Origin of the sequence: Sulfurospirillum diekertiae (assembly GCF_002309535.1) — a bacterium.
Classification (GTDB): domain Bacteria; phylum Campylobacterota; class Campylobacteria; order Campylobacterales; family Sulfurospirillaceae; genus Sulfurospirillum; species Sulfurospirillum diekertiae.
The window spans coordinates 1,074,944-1,089,767 of the sequence record NZ_CP023275.1; the positions used below are offsets into that span (position 1 = coordinate 1,074,944).

Here is a 14,824-nt window from a genome sequence, read left to right on the forward strand (position 1 = left end):
TTATATTTTAAATAATAAAAGGCCAGTGTTAAACTTTTAACTTTTTAGTACATAATACTTTGCTTTCTTCATCATTTGCCTGTTTTATATGTTCTGAGTCTTTACATGTAAAGCTATTTATGAGTCTCACCTATTCACAAAAGTTAAAAGTTTGGCTCTCCAATCCTGAGTTGCTCTCTATGAAATCCTTGCAAAAATGCTTTATCTACGCACTCATTTCTTTCACATGAGAACGAAGTAAATAAATTTTGGTTATGCTATTTTCATGTTGCGATCTTGATGTAAAATAGAGTAATGAGATATTTGAAATAAAGTAATTTTGCAATAAGTATACTGATTTTATAGGGTTACATTAACCTATTTTTGGGTCAATTACAAGCAACTTAAATCAATATATATTGATATATAAAGGATGTTTCCATGCAAAATAAATCGACAAAACCCGCTTCAGGTATGGGCTTTTTTGAGCGTTACCTTACGGTATGGGTGGCTTTGTGTATTATTGCGGGTGTGGCCATCGGTCAGTTTTTTCCTATCATTCCTCAGACGCTCAGTCGTTTTGAATATGCACATGTCTCCATTCCTATTGCCATTCTCATTTGGCTGATGATCTACCCAATGATGCTCAAAATTGACTTTGCGAGTATTTTGGACGCGGGTAAAAAACCTAAAGGCTTGTGTATTACATGCACGGTAAATTGGTTGATTAAACCTTTTACGATGTATCTTATCGCAGCTTTCTTTTTTAAAGTGCTCTTTGTAAACTTTTTACCTGAAAATCTTGCCAATGAATACTTGGCGGGTGCTATTTTACTCGGAGCGGCACCTTGTACGGCGATGGTGTTTGTATGGAGCCATCTGACCAAAGGCGATCCTGCGTACACGTTGATTCAAGTGGCGGTAAATGACCTGATTTTGCTGATTGCGTTTACGCCTATTGTGGCTTTTTTACTAGGCGTTAGTAATGTCTTTGTGCCGTATGACACGTTGTTTTTATCGGTTGTTTTATTTGTAGTCATCCCCTTGTTAAGCGGTTATCTTTCACGTCGTTATATCATCAAGCACAAAGGTCTTGGTTACTTTGAAAATGTGTTTATTAAAAAATTTAACAACACCACCATTCTTGGGCTTTTGCTCACACTCATCATTATTTTTACGTTTCAAGGCGACATTATTCTCAACAATCCTTTACATGTAATTCTTATTGCTATTCCCCTCACCCTTCAAACCTTTTTTATTTTTTACATTTCCTATGGTTGGGCACGCGTCTGGAAGCTTCCTCATAACATTGCTGCACCTGCTGGAATGATTGGGGCGAGTAACTTTTTTGAACTTTCCGTAGCTGTAGCGATCACACTTTTTGGTTTGCAATCAGGTGCAACGCTGGCAACAGTCGTAGGCGTACTTGTGGAAGTTCCTGTCATGTTGGCGCTCGTGCGCATTGCGAACAACACAAAGCATTGGTTTGAAAAGTAGCAAGTAGAGAGACACAGGGTAACCACGAGAGGAAAATTCCCCTCGTGGTTATTTTTAGCGTGCTAACTGCACGGCTTTTATCATGTTGGTTAAAGCGGCTTTAGTTTCACTCCAACCTCTGGTTTTTAAACCGCAATCAGGGTTGATCCAGAGTTGCTCTTTAGGCAAAACTTGCAAGCATGCTTTGATCTGCTCGCTCATTTCTTCCACACTCGGTACACGTGGCGAATGGATGTCATACACGCCCGGTCCAATTTGGGCTCTGTAGTTTGCTTTTTGAAAGACTTTGAGCAGTTTATTGCCACTGCGTGACGTCTCGATGGTGATGACATCGGCGTCCATACGTTCTATCGTGTCGATGATGTCATTGAAGTTGCTGTAACACATGTGCGTATGAATCTGTGTTTGATCCCATGCAATCCCTATCGAAGCTTTGAAACTCTCAACCGCCCATTTTTCATACGCTTTGATCTTTTCCTCACGTAAAGGATAACCCTCTTTAAATGCCGCTTCATCGACTTGGATGATTTGGATGTCGTGACGTTGCAGTTCATCGACCTCTTCAGAGATCGCATTGGCGACTTCAAAAGCTACTTCACTTTTCGGGATGTCATTGCGTACAAATGACCAGTTGAGGATGGTCACAGGGCCTGTAAGCATGCCTTTCATTGGTTTCTCAGTCAAGCTTTGGGCATACACTGTCCAGTCAACACTAAGGGGCTGTTTGCGACGAACGCTTCCGTATAAAAGCGGTGGCTTGACACAACGGCTCCCGTAACTTTGAACCCAACCATTTTCACTAAAGGCAAACCCCTCTAAGAGTTCGCCAAAGTACTCGACCATGTCATTGCGTTCAAACTCGCCATGCACCAAGACATCAAGCCCAAGTGCTTCTTGAAACTCAACGCATGCTTTGATGGACTCTTTAAGCGATGCTTCGTACTGCTCGCATGAAATCTCCCCTTTTTTATAGGTATTACGTACCGCTCTGGTCTCTTTAGTTTGAGGAAATGAGCCGATGGTCGTAGTAGGAAAAAGCGGCAAATTCAGCGCTTTTTGTTGTAAGGCAAAACGGGTAGCGTAAGGTGACCTGGTGTAGGCAATGCCACTAGTTTGAAGTGGTGGTACTTTTTGGGTGCATGCACTTATTGTTGGTTTTTCTTTCTTCTCCCAAAGTGTATTGAGCTGCTCTAACTCTACTAGTTTTTCAAGGGCAAAGCTGAGACGACTTTTGACTTCAGGAGCTAATTTTTCTTCAAACTTGGTTGAAAAAGGTACATGTAAAAGCGAGCATGAGGTGGAAAGGATGATATGGTTGTCATCGATTTTTTCGCTGATTTTCTCTAACAATTCATACGTTTTGAAAGCATTGCTTTTCCAAACATTGCGCCCATCAATCATGCCAGCAATCAGTATTTTATTGTTTACATGTAAAAGGGCGTCAAGGTTCTCTTCGCCGTACACAAAATCAAGTCCTATCGCCCAAATAGGGCAATTTCCTAAGATTTCCACCGCTTCATTAGCACGATCAAAATAGGTGACAACCGCGATTTTAAGATTGGGACTCACCACACCTAAACGCTCATACGCTATTTTTAAAAGGCTGAGGAATTTTGGCTCTAACGTTTTGGCAAAAAGTGGTTCATCAAACTGCACAACGATGTTTTCACCTAAACTTGAAATGGCATAAAGCACTTTAACATAGGCTGTCACCACAGCATCAAAAAGGCTGTAAAGATCACTTCCATCGACAGCGTTGGAAAGGAAAAGAAAGGTAAGTGGTCCTACAAGATTTATTTTTGGATGAACTCCTTGCGCTTTGGCTTCTATAAACTCTTCTGCGATTTTAGAAATGTTCACGTGGGAAAAGTTCATATTCGCATGTAGTTCTGGGACAATGTAGTGGTAGTTGGTGTTAAACCATTTGGTCATCTCCATTGCGGCATGGTCATCATCACCCCGTGCCATGGCGAAATAGCAATCTATTTTGTCGTCGATATTTTCAAAGCGCGGAGGAATGGCTCCCAGCATAACGGTCGTGTCGAGCATAATGTCGTAGAGACTAAAATCATTGCATGAAATAAAGTCGATGTGATGCTCTTTTTGGTAGTTCCAATGGCGATTTTTGAGCGTTTTAGCAACGGATTTGACCGCTTCAAAATCAGTTTTACCCGCCCAATAGGCTTCTAAAGCAAATTTGAGCTCACGTTTTTCCCCAATGCGTGGGAAGCCTGTAACGTAGGTTTGTGACATAGTTTTAAGTCCTTAATATCTTTTACACATCAAAAAAGGAGTGCTTTTTTGAGAAAATTAAGCCAGCTTATATGCGTGGCAAAGCTCGGTATTTAGTGGTTGATATAAAGGAAATTGTGGTGGGTGGATACCGGTTCGGCGGAAGCTAAAGAAGCGAGAGTGGCAGTTGCATTGACGTCTTTTTTTGGCACGTTTGATGGCAGAGTGGGCGCGCTTTGCAAACAGTCGACTACATTTGCAAAGCCTTGGTCGATACGATGAGACAAATCCAAGCAGGGCAGGGCTAAGAGGTGGCGGATCGTCCTCAACGGCTTCTTGGTCACACGTATCGGCAAAGAGGTGTGTGGTATGTAGCAAGCGTGCGTGTTGGCGTTTGGTTTTGTATTCAATGGTTGAAGCTTGAATCGAAGCGAGCTTAAAGTAGCCCTTTTTGCCAAAGCCCAGAGGCAGTCTCACGTGATGTGCGTCCTTAAAGTTGATGGCGGCATTATAGCACAATAGACTTCTTGCATAATCTAATAGTTTACATGTAAAAACTATTTACCAAAGTGAGGTAAAATGGAGTTATCAATTTTTAAAGGAGAAGCTCTATGGAAGTGGTAAAAACCGTTGTATTATTGACCTTGATGACACTGTTGTTTGTGTGGGTTGGTGGCATGATGGGCGGAATGCAAGGGATGATGATCGCATTGATACTCGCGGGTGTCATGAACTTTGTGAGCTATTTTTACTCCGATACATTGGTGCTTCGTCACTACAATGCCGTGCCTGTTACGCGCCAAGAAGCACGTGGGCTTTATAACATCGTTGAGCGATTAAGTCAAAAAGCTGCTCTGCCATTACCTCAAATTTATATCATTCCCGATTCCATTCCCAATGCCTTTGCGACAGGGCGCAATCCCTCTCATGCCGTAGTGGCAGTAACCGAAGGGCTTTTACAGCTTTTGGACGATGAGGAAGTGGAAGCCGTTTTGGCGCATGAAATGAGCCACGTCAGGCATTATGATATTTTGGTGGGAACCATTGCGGCAACGATTGCAGGAGCCATTGGCGTGATCGCCAATATGATGCAATTTGGCGCGATGTTTGGAGGAGACCGCGAAAATCGTCCCAATCCGATTGTGATGATTGCCCTTGCCATCATTTTACCGCTTGCCGCGGCGGTCATTCAGATGGCGATTAGCCGTAACCGTGAATATATGGCCGATGAAGGCTCAGCTCGTTTAACGGCGCATCCTGAGTGGTTGCAAAGCGCACTCGCCAAACTTTCAAACTATAATGCACAAGGGATGGTACATGAAGCCACACCTGAAAGTGCGCATATGTTTATCATCAACCCTTTTTCCGGAAAAGATATTTCATTTGCATCACTCTTTTCAACGCACCCTTCGACAGAAGATCGCATTGCGCGACTCGAAGAGCTCAAATTTGAGCTAAAATAACAAACGGATTACACGTTGGTAAGAAGTTTTTCTGCCTCGAACGAGGCAAGCTTCAGTGCCACAGCGGCTTAGCGTAGCTTTTTGGGCTTTGCTCAAAAAGCGTGAAAAGAGCTTGGCAAGAGCTCTATAATTTTACATGTAAAGGATTTTAGATGAAACGCTCTTTAAATGAAATTCCAAGTACGCCGCTTCAAGCAGGTGAGGGTGCGAGTATGCAAATGCTGATTGCACCGAGTGTTGAAACGAACTTTGCGATGCGCAAATTTGTTATTAAAAAAGATGGACATATGCCTTTTCACACCAATACGGTTGAACATGAGCAGTATGTTCTCAAAGGTAAAGCGCGTGTTCGTTTGGGCGATGAGAGTTTTATCGCGGTTAAAGATGACATTATCTTTGTGCCAGCAGGAGTTCCTCATTCATACCATGTGATTGGTGATGAAGATTATGAATTTTTATGCCTTGTGCCTAATAGCGATGATAAAATTGAGATGGTCAATGCCGGCGGTCAAGGTTGCGGTTGTTAATACAATAAGCCTCTTTTGAGGCTTATTAGGCACGACGTAATTGCTCTAAAAATGTCAAACCTTCTTTCCAAAGACCGAGGTTACTGGCGGTATTAATATGCCCTTTCTCACCTACATTGACTAAGGAACTTCCCCACGCATCTGCCATTTGCTTCGAATATGTCAAGCTTGCATAAGGGTCATTGCTACTTGCAACAATAATACTTGGAAACGGGAAGGGTTGAAGCGGTGTATGCTCAAAACCTTCTGCAATGGTTGGGAAAGTTGGTTCTTTTGGGTCGGGTGGCGCTACGATCAAGGCTCCTTTTATAGGTGAATGATGTGCCATTGACGCCCAGTGTGCAACAACTAAACACCCAATGCTGTGGGAAACAATGATAACATCTTTACCTGCATTTTTAACGGCTATTTCGACATTTTTGACCCATTCATCACAGACAGGATGATCCCAATCGTTTTGCTCGATGCGTTTAAAATCGGGATGGTTTTTTTCCCAATGTGTTTGCCAGTGCGTTTCACCTGATCCTTGATAGCCTGGTAATATCAGCACGGATGTTGCCATAAATCCCCCATTTTGATCAAAATAAAAATTTATTGTAATCTAGCATGACTTAATTAAGAGTGAGTAGGTTATGATAATACCTAAAAGTAAGGAGGATTCATGCGCCTTGATTCAAAACAGACGGCTATGCTGCTGGTGGATGTTCAAGAACGTCTTTTTGTCCATATTCACAATCACGAACAGATTGAAAAGCATCTTCTTGTCCTTCTACAAGGGCTTAAAACCTTAGAAATTCCCATTTTATGCAATCAACAATACACGAAAGGTCTTGGTCAAACCATCTCTTCGGTGCACTCCCTTCTGGGTAAAATGACGATTTATGAAAAGTGTACGTTTAGTTGTTATCAAAACAGTGAAGTTACAGAGGCATTGGAAGCTTTACATGTAAAGTGTATGATCGTGGCAGGCGTTGAGAGTCATGTGTGTGTTTTGCAAAGCGTGTGTGATCTTTTAGATGCAGGGTTTGAAGTGATCGTATGTGCGGATGCTATGGGCTCACGAAAAGAGTATGACCACAACATTGCACTGCGTCGTATGGAACAAGAAGGGGCAAGCCTTGCTACTACGGAGTCCCTTCTTTTTGAGTTATTGCAAAGTGCCCATCATCCGCAGTTTAAAGAGATTAGTGCCCTTGTAAAAACATTGTAAATCGTTTTACATGTAAAGAAGTTTAGGACTTCTTTACATAGTAAGAGAGACGATTGTCCGTATGTTTGGTAAAATAGTTATTTTCAGGAATGATGTCCGCATGTCCTAAAAAGAGCTTACCTTCTGGCTTAAGAAGCGTGGCAAAGCGCTCAATGGTTTTAAGGCGAAAGTCATCATCAAAGTAGATGAGCATATTGCGGGAAAAGATAATGTCATACTTTCCTAATGCGAGAAATTCATGCTCAAAAATATTGACTTTCGTAAATGAAACAGAGGTGAAATATTCCCGTTTAACACGATAATAACGCTCTTCTGGGGTAAAAAACTTCTCTTTAAGCCGAGTCTCCAATTTGTGCAAAGAGCGTTCTGAAAAGAGTCCTTTTTGGGCTTTGTCAATCGCTTCCGAGTTGATGTCAATACCCATAATACTGAATTCTCTAGGTTCCCGTCTACGTTCTTGCAACATCATGGAAAGGGAGTAAACCTCTTCACCTGAAGCGCAAGGAGCACAGAGAATTTTGACATTGGGAATGGCAAGTGCAAAGGTAACAGCCATATCCAGTTGCGCCTCTTCACGGTAAAAATAGGTTTCATTAACCGTAACAAGATCAATGAGGTCTTGTCTGAGCGCTTTGTCGTGTTGTAGGGTTTCAAAGAGTTTGCGAAAACTATAGATCTCTTTACGTTCACAAAAGAGGCGAAGCTTGGTTTCGATAACACTGTTCTTCGCAAACAGATCCACACCAATCTCACGTTTAATGTAGTGTAAAAGGTCTTGAAGCCCAAAAGTATTGAACTCTTGATGCACTGCAACTTCATTTTTCTGTACGATTTCAGGTTCTTTTTTTCTATTCCAAAACCACATTAGGACTCTCCAAATTTTTTGATGGTTTGTATAATGTCATCAAGTGCGAGTGCAACAATATTGGGGTTGATTTCTACCGCACGCTTTGGCATACCAAAAACGATAGCACTTTTTTCACTCTCAGCAATACACGTTGCACCATTTTTCTGAAGTTCACTGAGCCCATTGGCGCCATCGTGCCCAATGCCTGTCAGCAAAACAGCTAAGATTTCGGTATCTTTGATTTGTGCAACACTGGAGGAAAAAAGGGTGTCAATACTTGGATTATAAGGGGTTTCTCCCTCTTTGACAGGTTCAATACTGGGTGCGAAATCACCCCGAATCAGATGACAATTTTGAGGACAAATATAGATATTGGATTGCTTGAGTGGCATTCTTTGATCAATCGCATGCACGGGCAGGCTCAGCTCATTTTGAAATTGACTGATAAAGCTTGGAATAAAGGTTGCATTCATATGCTGCGCAATCACAATCGCACCCGTATAGGTTGTTGAGATGGCAGAGAGAATTTTTTTAAGGTGACCAGGGCCTCCCGTGGAGGCTCCGATCAAAACAATTTTTAGTTTCATTAGGCTCCGAGTCTATTAGAATTCCTACAGAACTCTTTTGGTAACGGCTTTTACTCAAAGCCAGCAAACTTATATTAAGCCATAAAGGCACTTTGACTATTTTTTATTTTCTTCAAATATCCAGTAAAGATTCATTCGAATGCCAGCACCCGTTGCACCAAATTGGTTATAGCCCCATGCTTTTTCAGTATAAGCTGGCCCTGCAATATCTAAGTGAAGCCATTTGTCTTTATTCTCTTCTTCGATGAAATTATCTAAAAAGAGTCCAGCGGTAATAGCGCCACCGTAACGGCTAGAGCTGATGTTCGACATATCGGCAACGGAGCTTTTTAGAAGTTTTTTGAGGTACTTGTTAAACGGAAGTGCACCACTGAGCTCTCCACTAGCGGTTGCCGCTTTCAGCATAGAGTGTTTGAGTTCACTGCTGTGTCCCATAATACCGGTAGTGTATTCACCTAGCGCAACAACGCATGCACCTGTGAGTGTTGCCATATCGACCAAAAGATCAGGTTTAAGCTCTTGTGCATAACACAGACAATCTGCTAAAACCAAGCGACCTTCTGCATCCGTATTGCGTACTTCGATGGTTTTACCGTTCTTTGCGACCAAAACATCATCGGGTTTATAGGCATTGCCCCCAATCATATTCTCCGTTGCACCAATAATGGCATGGATTTCATAGGGAAGCTCAAGAGTCGCAGCTGCTTTTAAGATCGACATAGCCGCGGCTGCACCACTTTTATCTGCTTTCATGGTGACCATGTGCTCGCTTGGTTTTAAGCTAAGTCCACCGCTATCGTACGTGAGACCTTTTCCCACATACACAAGGCGTTTTTTGGCATTTTCAGGCTTATAGGTGAGGTGAATCAAGCGAGGAGGATGTACGCTGGCGCGATTGACAGCAAGAAAGGCATTCATCCCTTGGTCTTTTAAAAATACCTCGTCCATCACTTTACATGTAACGTTTGGAATCGAGGTTAAGGTTTGCGCCACTTTTGCGAGTGCAATCGGTGTCATATCTTCAGGAGTTGCATTGACGATCTCTTTCGCAAAATTGGTTGCTTCTGCAACAGCAGTCGCTGCGCGAAGGGCTTTATTTGCTGTTTCCATTGAAACATCGGTACGGCTATAATCGTCCAAACAGATCGTTATTTTTTCAATTTTAGAAGACTCTTTTTTGCTTTTATACGTATCAAATGAATAGTTACCTAAAATGAAGCCTTCAACAAGTGCTTTAATATTCATGCCAGGACATTCGTGAGAGTATGTACCAATGGCAAGTGTTTTGACATTGGTTTTTTTAAGTGCACCCAGTGTATTGGAAGCCGCTAAACGAATTTCATCGGCATCAAGAGAATCGCACCCGACATACAGTGTTTTGCTTGTTGGTATGAAGAGAGTCTCTTCACTCTCACCTTTAAATCCTAAAAAGTGTAACGTTTCTTGATCGCTAATCCAGGAATGCGTTAAATCTTTATTGATCACAAAGACGATTTTAACGTCTGTTGCTGCCTCAGTTAATTTTTGATTGAGTAGTTCTATTTGCATGTTTATCCTTAAATGTCTTATCAGTTACTTTATGAAAATAATAGGAGATGCCACCTGCAACAATGGCGGCTATTGGAATAGCAAAATACCAGTGTGCTTTTGCCCAATGAATGACAATGAGAATTTCTTGACCAAAATACCATGTGGGAATAATTGTAAAAGATGCCCAAAACCATGCGGAAATAAGATTGATCAACGCAAACATTTTGCCACTATAACGTGTCAAACCTATGGAAATAGGAATAACGGTACGTAATCCATAGAGGTAACGTTGTGCAAAGATAATAGGCCAGCCATGTTTTTTCAAAAGAACATGGGCAAGGGCGAGTTTTCGACGTTGACTCCTAAGTTTTTTATGAACCAATTTTTTATTAAAACGACCAATGTAAAAATAGACTTGATCTCCCGCAAAGCCGCCAAGTCCTGCCACGAAGATGGCAATAAAAAGGTGCATATCGCCTGTATGAGTCAATAAACCTGCCATGACAAGCCCAATTTCACCCTCCAACATTCCCCAAAAGAAGAGAATGATGTAGCCATACTCTTTTAAGAGATAGATAAATTTATTTTCCAATCCACATACAGGTGCTAAGTAGAGGACATATCCAAGCGTTGAGAGTACGATTGTCATAAAGAGAGCAAATAGTTTTCCAGAATGTTTATTCATAAATTCATTCATTGGCTTATCCAATATTCAAAATGGATTTTGCTTGCATCATGTCTTTATCGCCACGTCCTGAAAGATTGACAATAATGACTCTATTTTTGATCTCGTCTTTAGGAATTTTCTTCAAATATGCCACAGCATGTGCACTCTCAAAAGCAGGAATAATACCTTCTTTACGACTCAACCAGACAAAGGCATCGAGTGCTTCTTGATCGGTAATATGATCGTATTTTGCCGCACCTAACTCTTTAAGATACGCATGTTCAGGTCCAATGCCAGGGTAATCGAGTCCTGCTGAAATAGAGTGAGCTTCGAGTATCTGTCCATCATCATCTTGGAGAAGATAACTCATCTGTCCATGCAGTACTCCAGGGCTTCCTTTTGCGAGGGAACAGCCATGTTTATCCGTATCAATGCCAAGACCACCTGCTTCGATACCGACACAGGTCACCCCTTCTTCGCCTAAGAAATGGCTAAAAATACCCATTGCGTTGCTACCACCACCAATACAGGCAACAACCATGTCAGGAAGGCGTTTTTCTTTGACCAAAATTTGCGCTTTTGCTTCATAACCGATGATGGCTTGAAAATCACGTACCATCATAGGATATGGATGAGGGCCTGCAACGGTTCCGATAATGTAAAAAGTATCTCGAGCATGAGTGACCCAGTAACGAATCGCCTCATTCATCGCATCCTTAAGTGTTTTACTACCACTTTTAACGGCGTGTACTTTTGCGCCTAAAAGCTTCATACGAAAAACATTGAGCTCTTGTCTCTCAACATCTTTTTCTCCCATAAACACTTCGCATTCAAGTCCCAAAAGTGCCGCGACGGTTGCTGTTGCAACACCATGTTGCCCCGCACCGGTTTCTGCAATGACACGTTTTTTACCCATTTTTTTAGCGATTAAGCCTTGTACAATGGTATTATTGATCTTATGTGCACCTGTATGGTTAAGGTCTTCACGTTTGAGATAAACTTTAGCACCTAACTCTTGAGAAATATTTTTCGCGAAATAAAGTGATGAAGGGCGTCCTACATAATCTTTCATGTAGTGATCCACTTCAGTCCAAAAATTTTCATTAAAGCGAAGGTTCTGGTACTCTTTTTCAAGTTCTAACAGAACAGGCATCAGTGTTTCAGGAACAAAGCGTCCACCAAAAATACCAAAATGGCCATTGTGATCAGGGTCGAATTTTGAAGCTCTAGGAATATACATTAAAATACCTCTAATACAGAATAGACAGAAGTTGTTTTTTTGATATCAAGATCCCCTTGTAAAAAAGTAAGGTTGATCACAAAGCACGCTTCAACACATTCTTCTCCTGCTTTATTAATAAGATTGACTGCAGCTGTGGCTGTGCCGCCTGTTGCAATTAAGTCGTCGATTAGGAGTACTCTTGGTTTTGATGTGGTTATAGCTGAAAATGCGTCGATGTGTATACAAACTTCATCAACGCCATACTCCAATGAGTATTTTTCGCTGATCGTTGTGTAGGGAAGTTTGCCCGGTTTTCGAATAGGGACAAAACGTGTTTTAAGACGTGCTGCTAATGCAGCCCCAAAGATAAATCCACGGCTTTCGATACCAGCAATATAATCAATTTTCATAGTCGAATAACGATCAACCAAATGGTCTATCAAGAGTGTAAATGCTTTAGCATCGCCTAGGAGAGTGGTAATATCCTTAAATTTGATGCCAGGTTTTGGGAAATCTTCAATTTCTCGAACAGAATTTAAAAGATAAATTTTATCAGCTTCACTTAAATGATTCATAGAAAACCTTTTTCATTTGAATATGCCTTCTAAGCAAAACTTAAAAAGCTACGTTATTTAGCCACTTGGGCGCTAAAGTTTGCCTCTTGAGGGGCAGAAAAATATTTACATGTAAAAGGAGAAAGAAAAAGAGTAACTTTTTAAACGAATTATAAAAGTGCCTCGATCTTTCCTTCAAGCTCTTTAATGTGCTGGCGGAGTTTGTCTCCTTCCATGCGGTACTGACTGTTGCGTGTACGAAGTGATTTTAGGTCATTTTTGACTTTTTTAAGTTCATCACTTAAAATATCAATATTGCCTAAAGAGCGTTGCAATTGCACTTGGTATTTGCGGATAACCACTTCGGCATCATTGAGGGTTTGTTTAACGACAATGTTACTGCGCTTTTCTTTACGTAAAAGCGTTTTGAAGTAAAACACCATAATCAATAAGTACATGCAAGCGGAAAAAAGTACCGTTGCGATAACCCAGTCAAGTGCCATAGTCATAACTCTATTTTCTTAACACGATCAGCGTGTCTGCCACCTTCAAATGAGGTAGCACACCATGCTTTGAGCATGGATTCAATAACACCTAGCCCAACAATACGTTGACCAAAACAGAGTACATTCGCATCATTGTGTGCGCGTGCCATTTCTGCTGTATACGCATCATGACAAAGCGCTGCACGAATACCAATATGCTTATTGGCGGCCAAGCTCATACCGATACCTGAGCCACAGATAAGAATTCCCTGTGTTGTACTGTTATTGAGAACTTCAAGGCAAAGTGCATGAGCATAATCAGGATAATCAACACGTTGATCGTTAAACGGTCCAAGATCAATGACTTCATGACCCATATGGTTTAACAGTGCAATGACATCGGGTTTGATGGCAATGCCTGCATGATCGGTTGCGATAAAAAACTTCAAGGAAATGTCCTTTAACTAGGTAATAGAAATGATTATATCACAAGGATTATTAGAAATTCCAAAAACAGACTCCCCATAGGAAGCCTGTTAATATAACCATCCAATTACGTAGCGAATGGGTAGAAAAAAGTAGTGTGACAGGGGTGTTGCAATGAAAACAATCAGAATGATCATGCCATAACGCTCTAATGATTCATAAAAGCGCACGAGCGCGTTCCATCCAAAGATGATACCAAGATAGGTGAGGGCGTGTGAACCATCTAAGGGTGGAATGGGATAGAGATTGAAAAGCCCTAAAACAACGTTGTAAATCAGTGACTGGATTAAAAAAAAGATGACAAAAACTTCAATAAAGTTGCTTGCATTTCTTAGATCAGGTAAAAAACTCAACATGCCTGCGCACAGAAGGGCTAGCGTGAAGTTGTAAGCAATACCTGCTAAAGAGACATAAATAGCCGCTTTATAGCCACCATTTCTAATGACGGTGGGTATATAAATCGGTACAGGTTTTGCCCAACCGAACATAAAAGGAGCACCACTAAAAAAGAGGACAGCTGGAACAATGATCGTTCCTACAAGATCAACGTGAACGATGGGGTTGATGCTCAAACGACCTTGGTATTTAGCCGTAGTGTCACCATAACGATATGCGACATATCCATGCATAATCTCATGACCAATGATCGCTACCATAAGAGCTAAAACGGTAGCACTGATCTCAATAATTTTAACTTCCATTAGAAAAAGTTCTCATCGTATTGCATGGATTCGACAAAGCGACCAATGCGGTTCCATCTGATTTTATAGTCATCATCCCATGAAAAATAGATAAACCAAGGCTTTCCGACAATGAGGCTATAAGGGACACTTCCCCAAAAACGGCTATCGTTAGAGTGGTCGCGGTTATCGCCCATCATAAAATAGTTATCTTTTTCTACTTTGGCATAAAAAGCGTTAAATCCATAGCCAGAAATACTTGGAAGTTCCTGTACTTGAGCAGGTTTCATGAAAAGTTGATTTGCCCCTAAGTGCAGTACCATTTGTTGAAAGAGATCAACGGAGTCATCATAGTGAATGCCATGAAATTTTTCAATATAAGGGTTATTGACCCAAAGTTTACCGGCAATCGTTTTGATTTTTTCAGCAGGATAGTTGGCTTTAATATATTCATCTCCCTCGCTGAAGTGAATGTAGAGATTTTTCTCTTGGAAAAGAATTTCATCCCCTTCTGTTGCGACACAACGTTTAACATAATGAACTTTGATATCTTTGGGATAGCGAAAAACGACAATATCCCCACGCTCAGGTCTATTTCCTTCAATGAGATGTCCATTGCCTTTAAAATCAGGCAAAACAGGAATTTCAAGCCAAGGAAGATGCGGTGTTGGAATACCATAAACAAATTTTTTCACAAAAAGATGATCACCAATCAAAAGGGTTTTAATCATCGAACCACTAGGAATAACAAAGGCTTGTGCGACAAAAAAGATAACAAATAAAACAATAATAAGTGTACCTGTCCAGCTATTGGAAAAGTGGTAAAAACGGTTGAGTAAATTTTTCATAGTTTTCCTA

17 protein-coding genes are annotated in these 14,824 nt (G+C 41.1%); 4 read left to right on the plus strand and 13 right to left on the minus strand.

Annotation, left to right across the window (positions count from 1 at the left end; genetic code table 11):
- The first annotated feature begins 420 nt into the window (after positions 1–420).
- Positions 421–1,476, plus strand: a complete 1,056-nt coding sequence (gene arsB / locus SJPD1_RS05535; protein ID WP_096046330.1) for an ACR3 family arsenite efflux transporter — start codon at positions 421–423, stop codon at positions 1,474–1,476.
- 54 nt (positions 1,477–1,530) lie between these two features.
- Here arsB and metE read toward each other — a convergent pair whose 3' ends face one another.
- A complete protein-coding gene (gene metE, locus SJPD1_RS05540; protein ID WP_096046331.1) occupies positions 1,531–3,729 on the minus strand; it encodes a 5-methyltetrahydropteroyltriglutamate--homocysteine S-methyltransferase in 2,199 nt (732 codons plus the stop codon).
- A 57-nt stretch (positions 3,730–3,786) separates the two neighbouring features.
- Positions 3,787–4,185: a hypothetical protein gene (locus tag SJPD1_RS05545; RefSeq protein ID WP_096046332.1), complete on the minus strand. Its 399-nt coding sequence runs from the start codon at positions 4,183–4,185 to the stop codon at positions 3,787–3,789.
- Positions 4,186–4,319: 134 nt separating this feature from the next.
- On the opposite strand from SJPD1_RS05545, the gene htpX reads away from it, so the two are divergent.
- On the plus strand, positions 4,320–5,171 hold the full coding sequence (gene htpX / locus SJPD1_RS05550; protein WP_096046333.1) for a zinc metalloprotease HtpX: 852 nt from the start codon (positions 4,320–4,322) through the stop codon (positions 5,169–5,171).
- 152 nt (positions 5,172–5,323) lie between these two features.
- On the plus strand, positions 5,324–5,698 hold the full coding sequence (locus SJPD1_RS05555) for a cupin domain-containing protein (protein WP_096046334.1): 375 nt from the start codon (positions 5,324–5,326) through the stop codon (positions 5,696–5,698).
- A gap of 25 nt (positions 5,699–5,723) precedes the next feature.
- On the opposite strand, the gene SJPD1_RS05560 is transcribed toward SJPD1_RS05555, so the two are convergent.
- Positions 5,724–6,260, minus strand: coding sequence for an RBBP9/YdeN family alpha/beta hydrolase (locus tag SJPD1_RS05560; protein ID WP_096046335.1), 537 nt, complete (start codon positions 6,258–6,260; stop codon positions 5,724–5,726).
- 99 nt (positions 6,261–6,359) lie between these two features.
- Between SJPD1_RS05560 and SJPD1_RS05565 the strand changes: the two genes are divergently transcribed.
- Positions 6,360–6,908, plus strand: coding sequence for an isochorismatase family protein (locus SJPD1_RS05565; protein ID WP_096046336.1), 549 nt, complete (start codon positions 6,360–6,362; stop codon positions 6,906–6,908).
- A 22-nt stretch (positions 6,909–6,930) separates the two neighbouring features.
- On the opposite strand, the gene SJPD1_RS05570 is transcribed toward SJPD1_RS05565, so the two are convergent.
- From SJPD1_RS05570 to lepB, 10 genes are all read right to left on the minus strand, one after another.
- Positions 6,931–7,773 (minus strand): CheR family methyltransferase, encoded by an 843-nt coding sequence (locus tag SJPD1_RS05570; protein WP_096046337.1) that lies wholly within the window; start codon positions 7,771–7,773, stop codon positions 6,931–6,933.
- The gene (locus tag SJPD1_RS05575; protein ID WP_096046338.1) at positions 7,773–8,342 is read right to left on the minus strand and encodes a CheB methylesterase domain-containing protein; all 570 of its coding nucleotides are present in this window, start codon (positions 8,340–8,342) and stop codon (positions 7,773–7,775) included. Before SJPD1_RS05575 ends, SJPD1_RS05570 begins: the two co-directional genes overlap by 1 nt.
- 96 nt (positions 8,343–8,438) lie before the next feature.
- Complete coding sequence (locus SJPD1_RS05580; RefSeq protein WP_096046339.1) at positions 8,439–9,890, minus strand: leucyl aminopeptidase; 1,452 nt, start codon at positions 9,888–9,890, stop codon at positions 8,439–8,441.
- Positions 9,856–10,569, minus strand: coding sequence for a DedA family protein (locus SJPD1_RS05585; RefSeq protein ID WP_096046340.1), 714 nt, complete (start codon positions 10,567–10,569; stop codon positions 9,856–9,858). Before SJPD1_RS05585 ends, SJPD1_RS05580 begins: the two co-directional genes overlap by 35 nt.
- A gap of 4 nt (positions 10,570–10,573) precedes the next feature.
- The gene (gene trpB, locus SJPD1_RS05590) at positions 10,574–11,779 is read right to left on the minus strand and encodes a tryptophan synthase subunit beta (RefSeq protein ID WP_096046341.1); all 1,206 of its coding nucleotides are present in this window, start codon (positions 11,777–11,779) and stop codon (positions 10,574–10,576) included.
- Positions 11,779–12,336, minus strand: a complete 558-nt coding sequence (locus tag SJPD1_RS05595; RefSeq protein WP_096046342.1) for an adenine phosphoribosyltransferase — start codon at positions 12,334–12,336, stop codon at positions 11,779–11,781. Before SJPD1_RS05595 ends, trpB begins: the two co-directional genes overlap by 1 nt.
- A gap of 149 nt (positions 12,337–12,485) precedes the next feature.
- Positions 12,486–12,818 carry a hypothetical protein gene (locus SJPD1_RS05600; RefSeq protein WP_087438315.1) on the minus strand — a complete coding sequence of 111 codons (333 nt, stop codon included), beginning with the start codon at positions 12,816–12,818 and terminating at the stop codon, positions 12,486–12,488.
- A gap of 2 nt (positions 12,819–12,820) precedes the next feature.
- Entirely contained in the window at positions 12,821–13,249 is a 429-nt protein-coding gene (gene rpiB, locus SJPD1_RS05605; RefSeq protein WP_096046343.1) for a ribose 5-phosphate isomerase B, read from the minus strand.
- An 87-nt stretch (positions 13,250–13,336) separates the two neighbouring features.
- Positions 13,337–13,987, minus strand: coding sequence for a site-2 protease family protein (locus SJPD1_RS05610; RefSeq protein ID WP_096046344.1), 651 nt, complete (start codon positions 13,985–13,987; stop codon positions 13,337–13,339).
- Positions 13,987–14,814, minus strand: coding sequence for a signal peptidase I (gene lepB, locus SJPD1_RS05615; RefSeq protein WP_096046345.1), 828 nt, complete (start codon positions 14,812–14,814; stop codon positions 13,987–13,989). Before lepB ends, SJPD1_RS05610 begins: the two co-directional genes overlap by 1 nt.
- Positions 14,815–14,824: the final 10 nt, after the last annotated feature.

Coding starts and splice junctions, on each gene's coding strand:
- SJPD1_RS05555 (WP_096046334.1), top strand. CDS start 5,324: ATGAAACGCTCTTTAAATGAAATTCCAAGTACGCCGCTTCAAGCAGGT.
- SJPD1_RS05585 (WP_096046340.1), bottom strand. CDS start 10,569: ATGAATGAATTTATGAATAAACATTCTGGAAAACTATTTGCTCTCTTT.
- SJPD1_RS05600 (WP_087438315.1), bottom strand. CDS start 12,818: ATGGCACTTGACTGGGTTATCGCAACGGTACTTTTTTCCGCTTGCATG.
- SJPD1_RS05570 (WP_096046337.1), bottom strand. CDS start 7,773: ATGTGGTTTTGGAATAGAAAAAAAGAACCTGAAATCGTACAGAAAAAT.
- SJPD1_RS05560 (WP_096046335.1), bottom strand. CDS start 6,260: ATGGCAACATCCGTGCTGATATTACCAGGCTATCAAGGATCAGGTGAA.
- SJPD1_RS05610 (WP_096046344.1), bottom strand. CDS start 13,987: ATGGAAGTTAAAATTATTGAGATCAGTGCTACCGTTTTAGCTCTTATG.
- htpX (WP_096046333.1), top strand. CDS start 4,320: ATGGAAGTGGTAAAAACCGTTGTATTATTGACCTTGATGACACTGTTG.
- lepB (WP_096046345.1), bottom strand. CDS start 14,814: ATGAAAAATTTACTCAACCGTTTTTACCACTTTTCCAATAGCTGGACA.
- SJPD1_RS05580 (WP_096046339.1), bottom strand. CDS start 9,890: ATGCAAATAGAACTACTCAATCAAAAATTAACTGAGGCAGCAACAGAC.
- trpB (WP_096046341.1), bottom strand. CDS start 11,779: ATGTATATTCCTAGAGCTTCAAAATTCGACCCTGATCACAATGGCCAT.
- metE (WP_096046331.1), bottom strand. CDS start 3,729: ATGTCACAAACCTACGTTACAGGCTTCCCACGCATTGGGGAAAAACGT.
- SJPD1_RS05595 (WP_096046342.1), bottom strand. CDS start 12,336: ATGAATCATTTAAGTGAAGCTGATAAAATTTATCTTTTAAATTCTGTT.
- SJPD1_RS05575 (WP_096046338.1), bottom strand. CDS start 8,342: ATGAAACTAAAAATTGTTTTGATCGGAGCCTCCACGGGAGGCCCTGGT.
- arsB (WP_096046330.1), top strand. CDS start 421: ATGCAAAATAAATCGACAAAACCCGCTTCAGGTATGGGCTTTTTTGAG.
- SJPD1_RS05565 (WP_096046336.1), top strand. CDS start 6,360: ATGCGCCTTGATTCAAAACAGACGGCTATGCTGCTGGTGGATGTTCAA.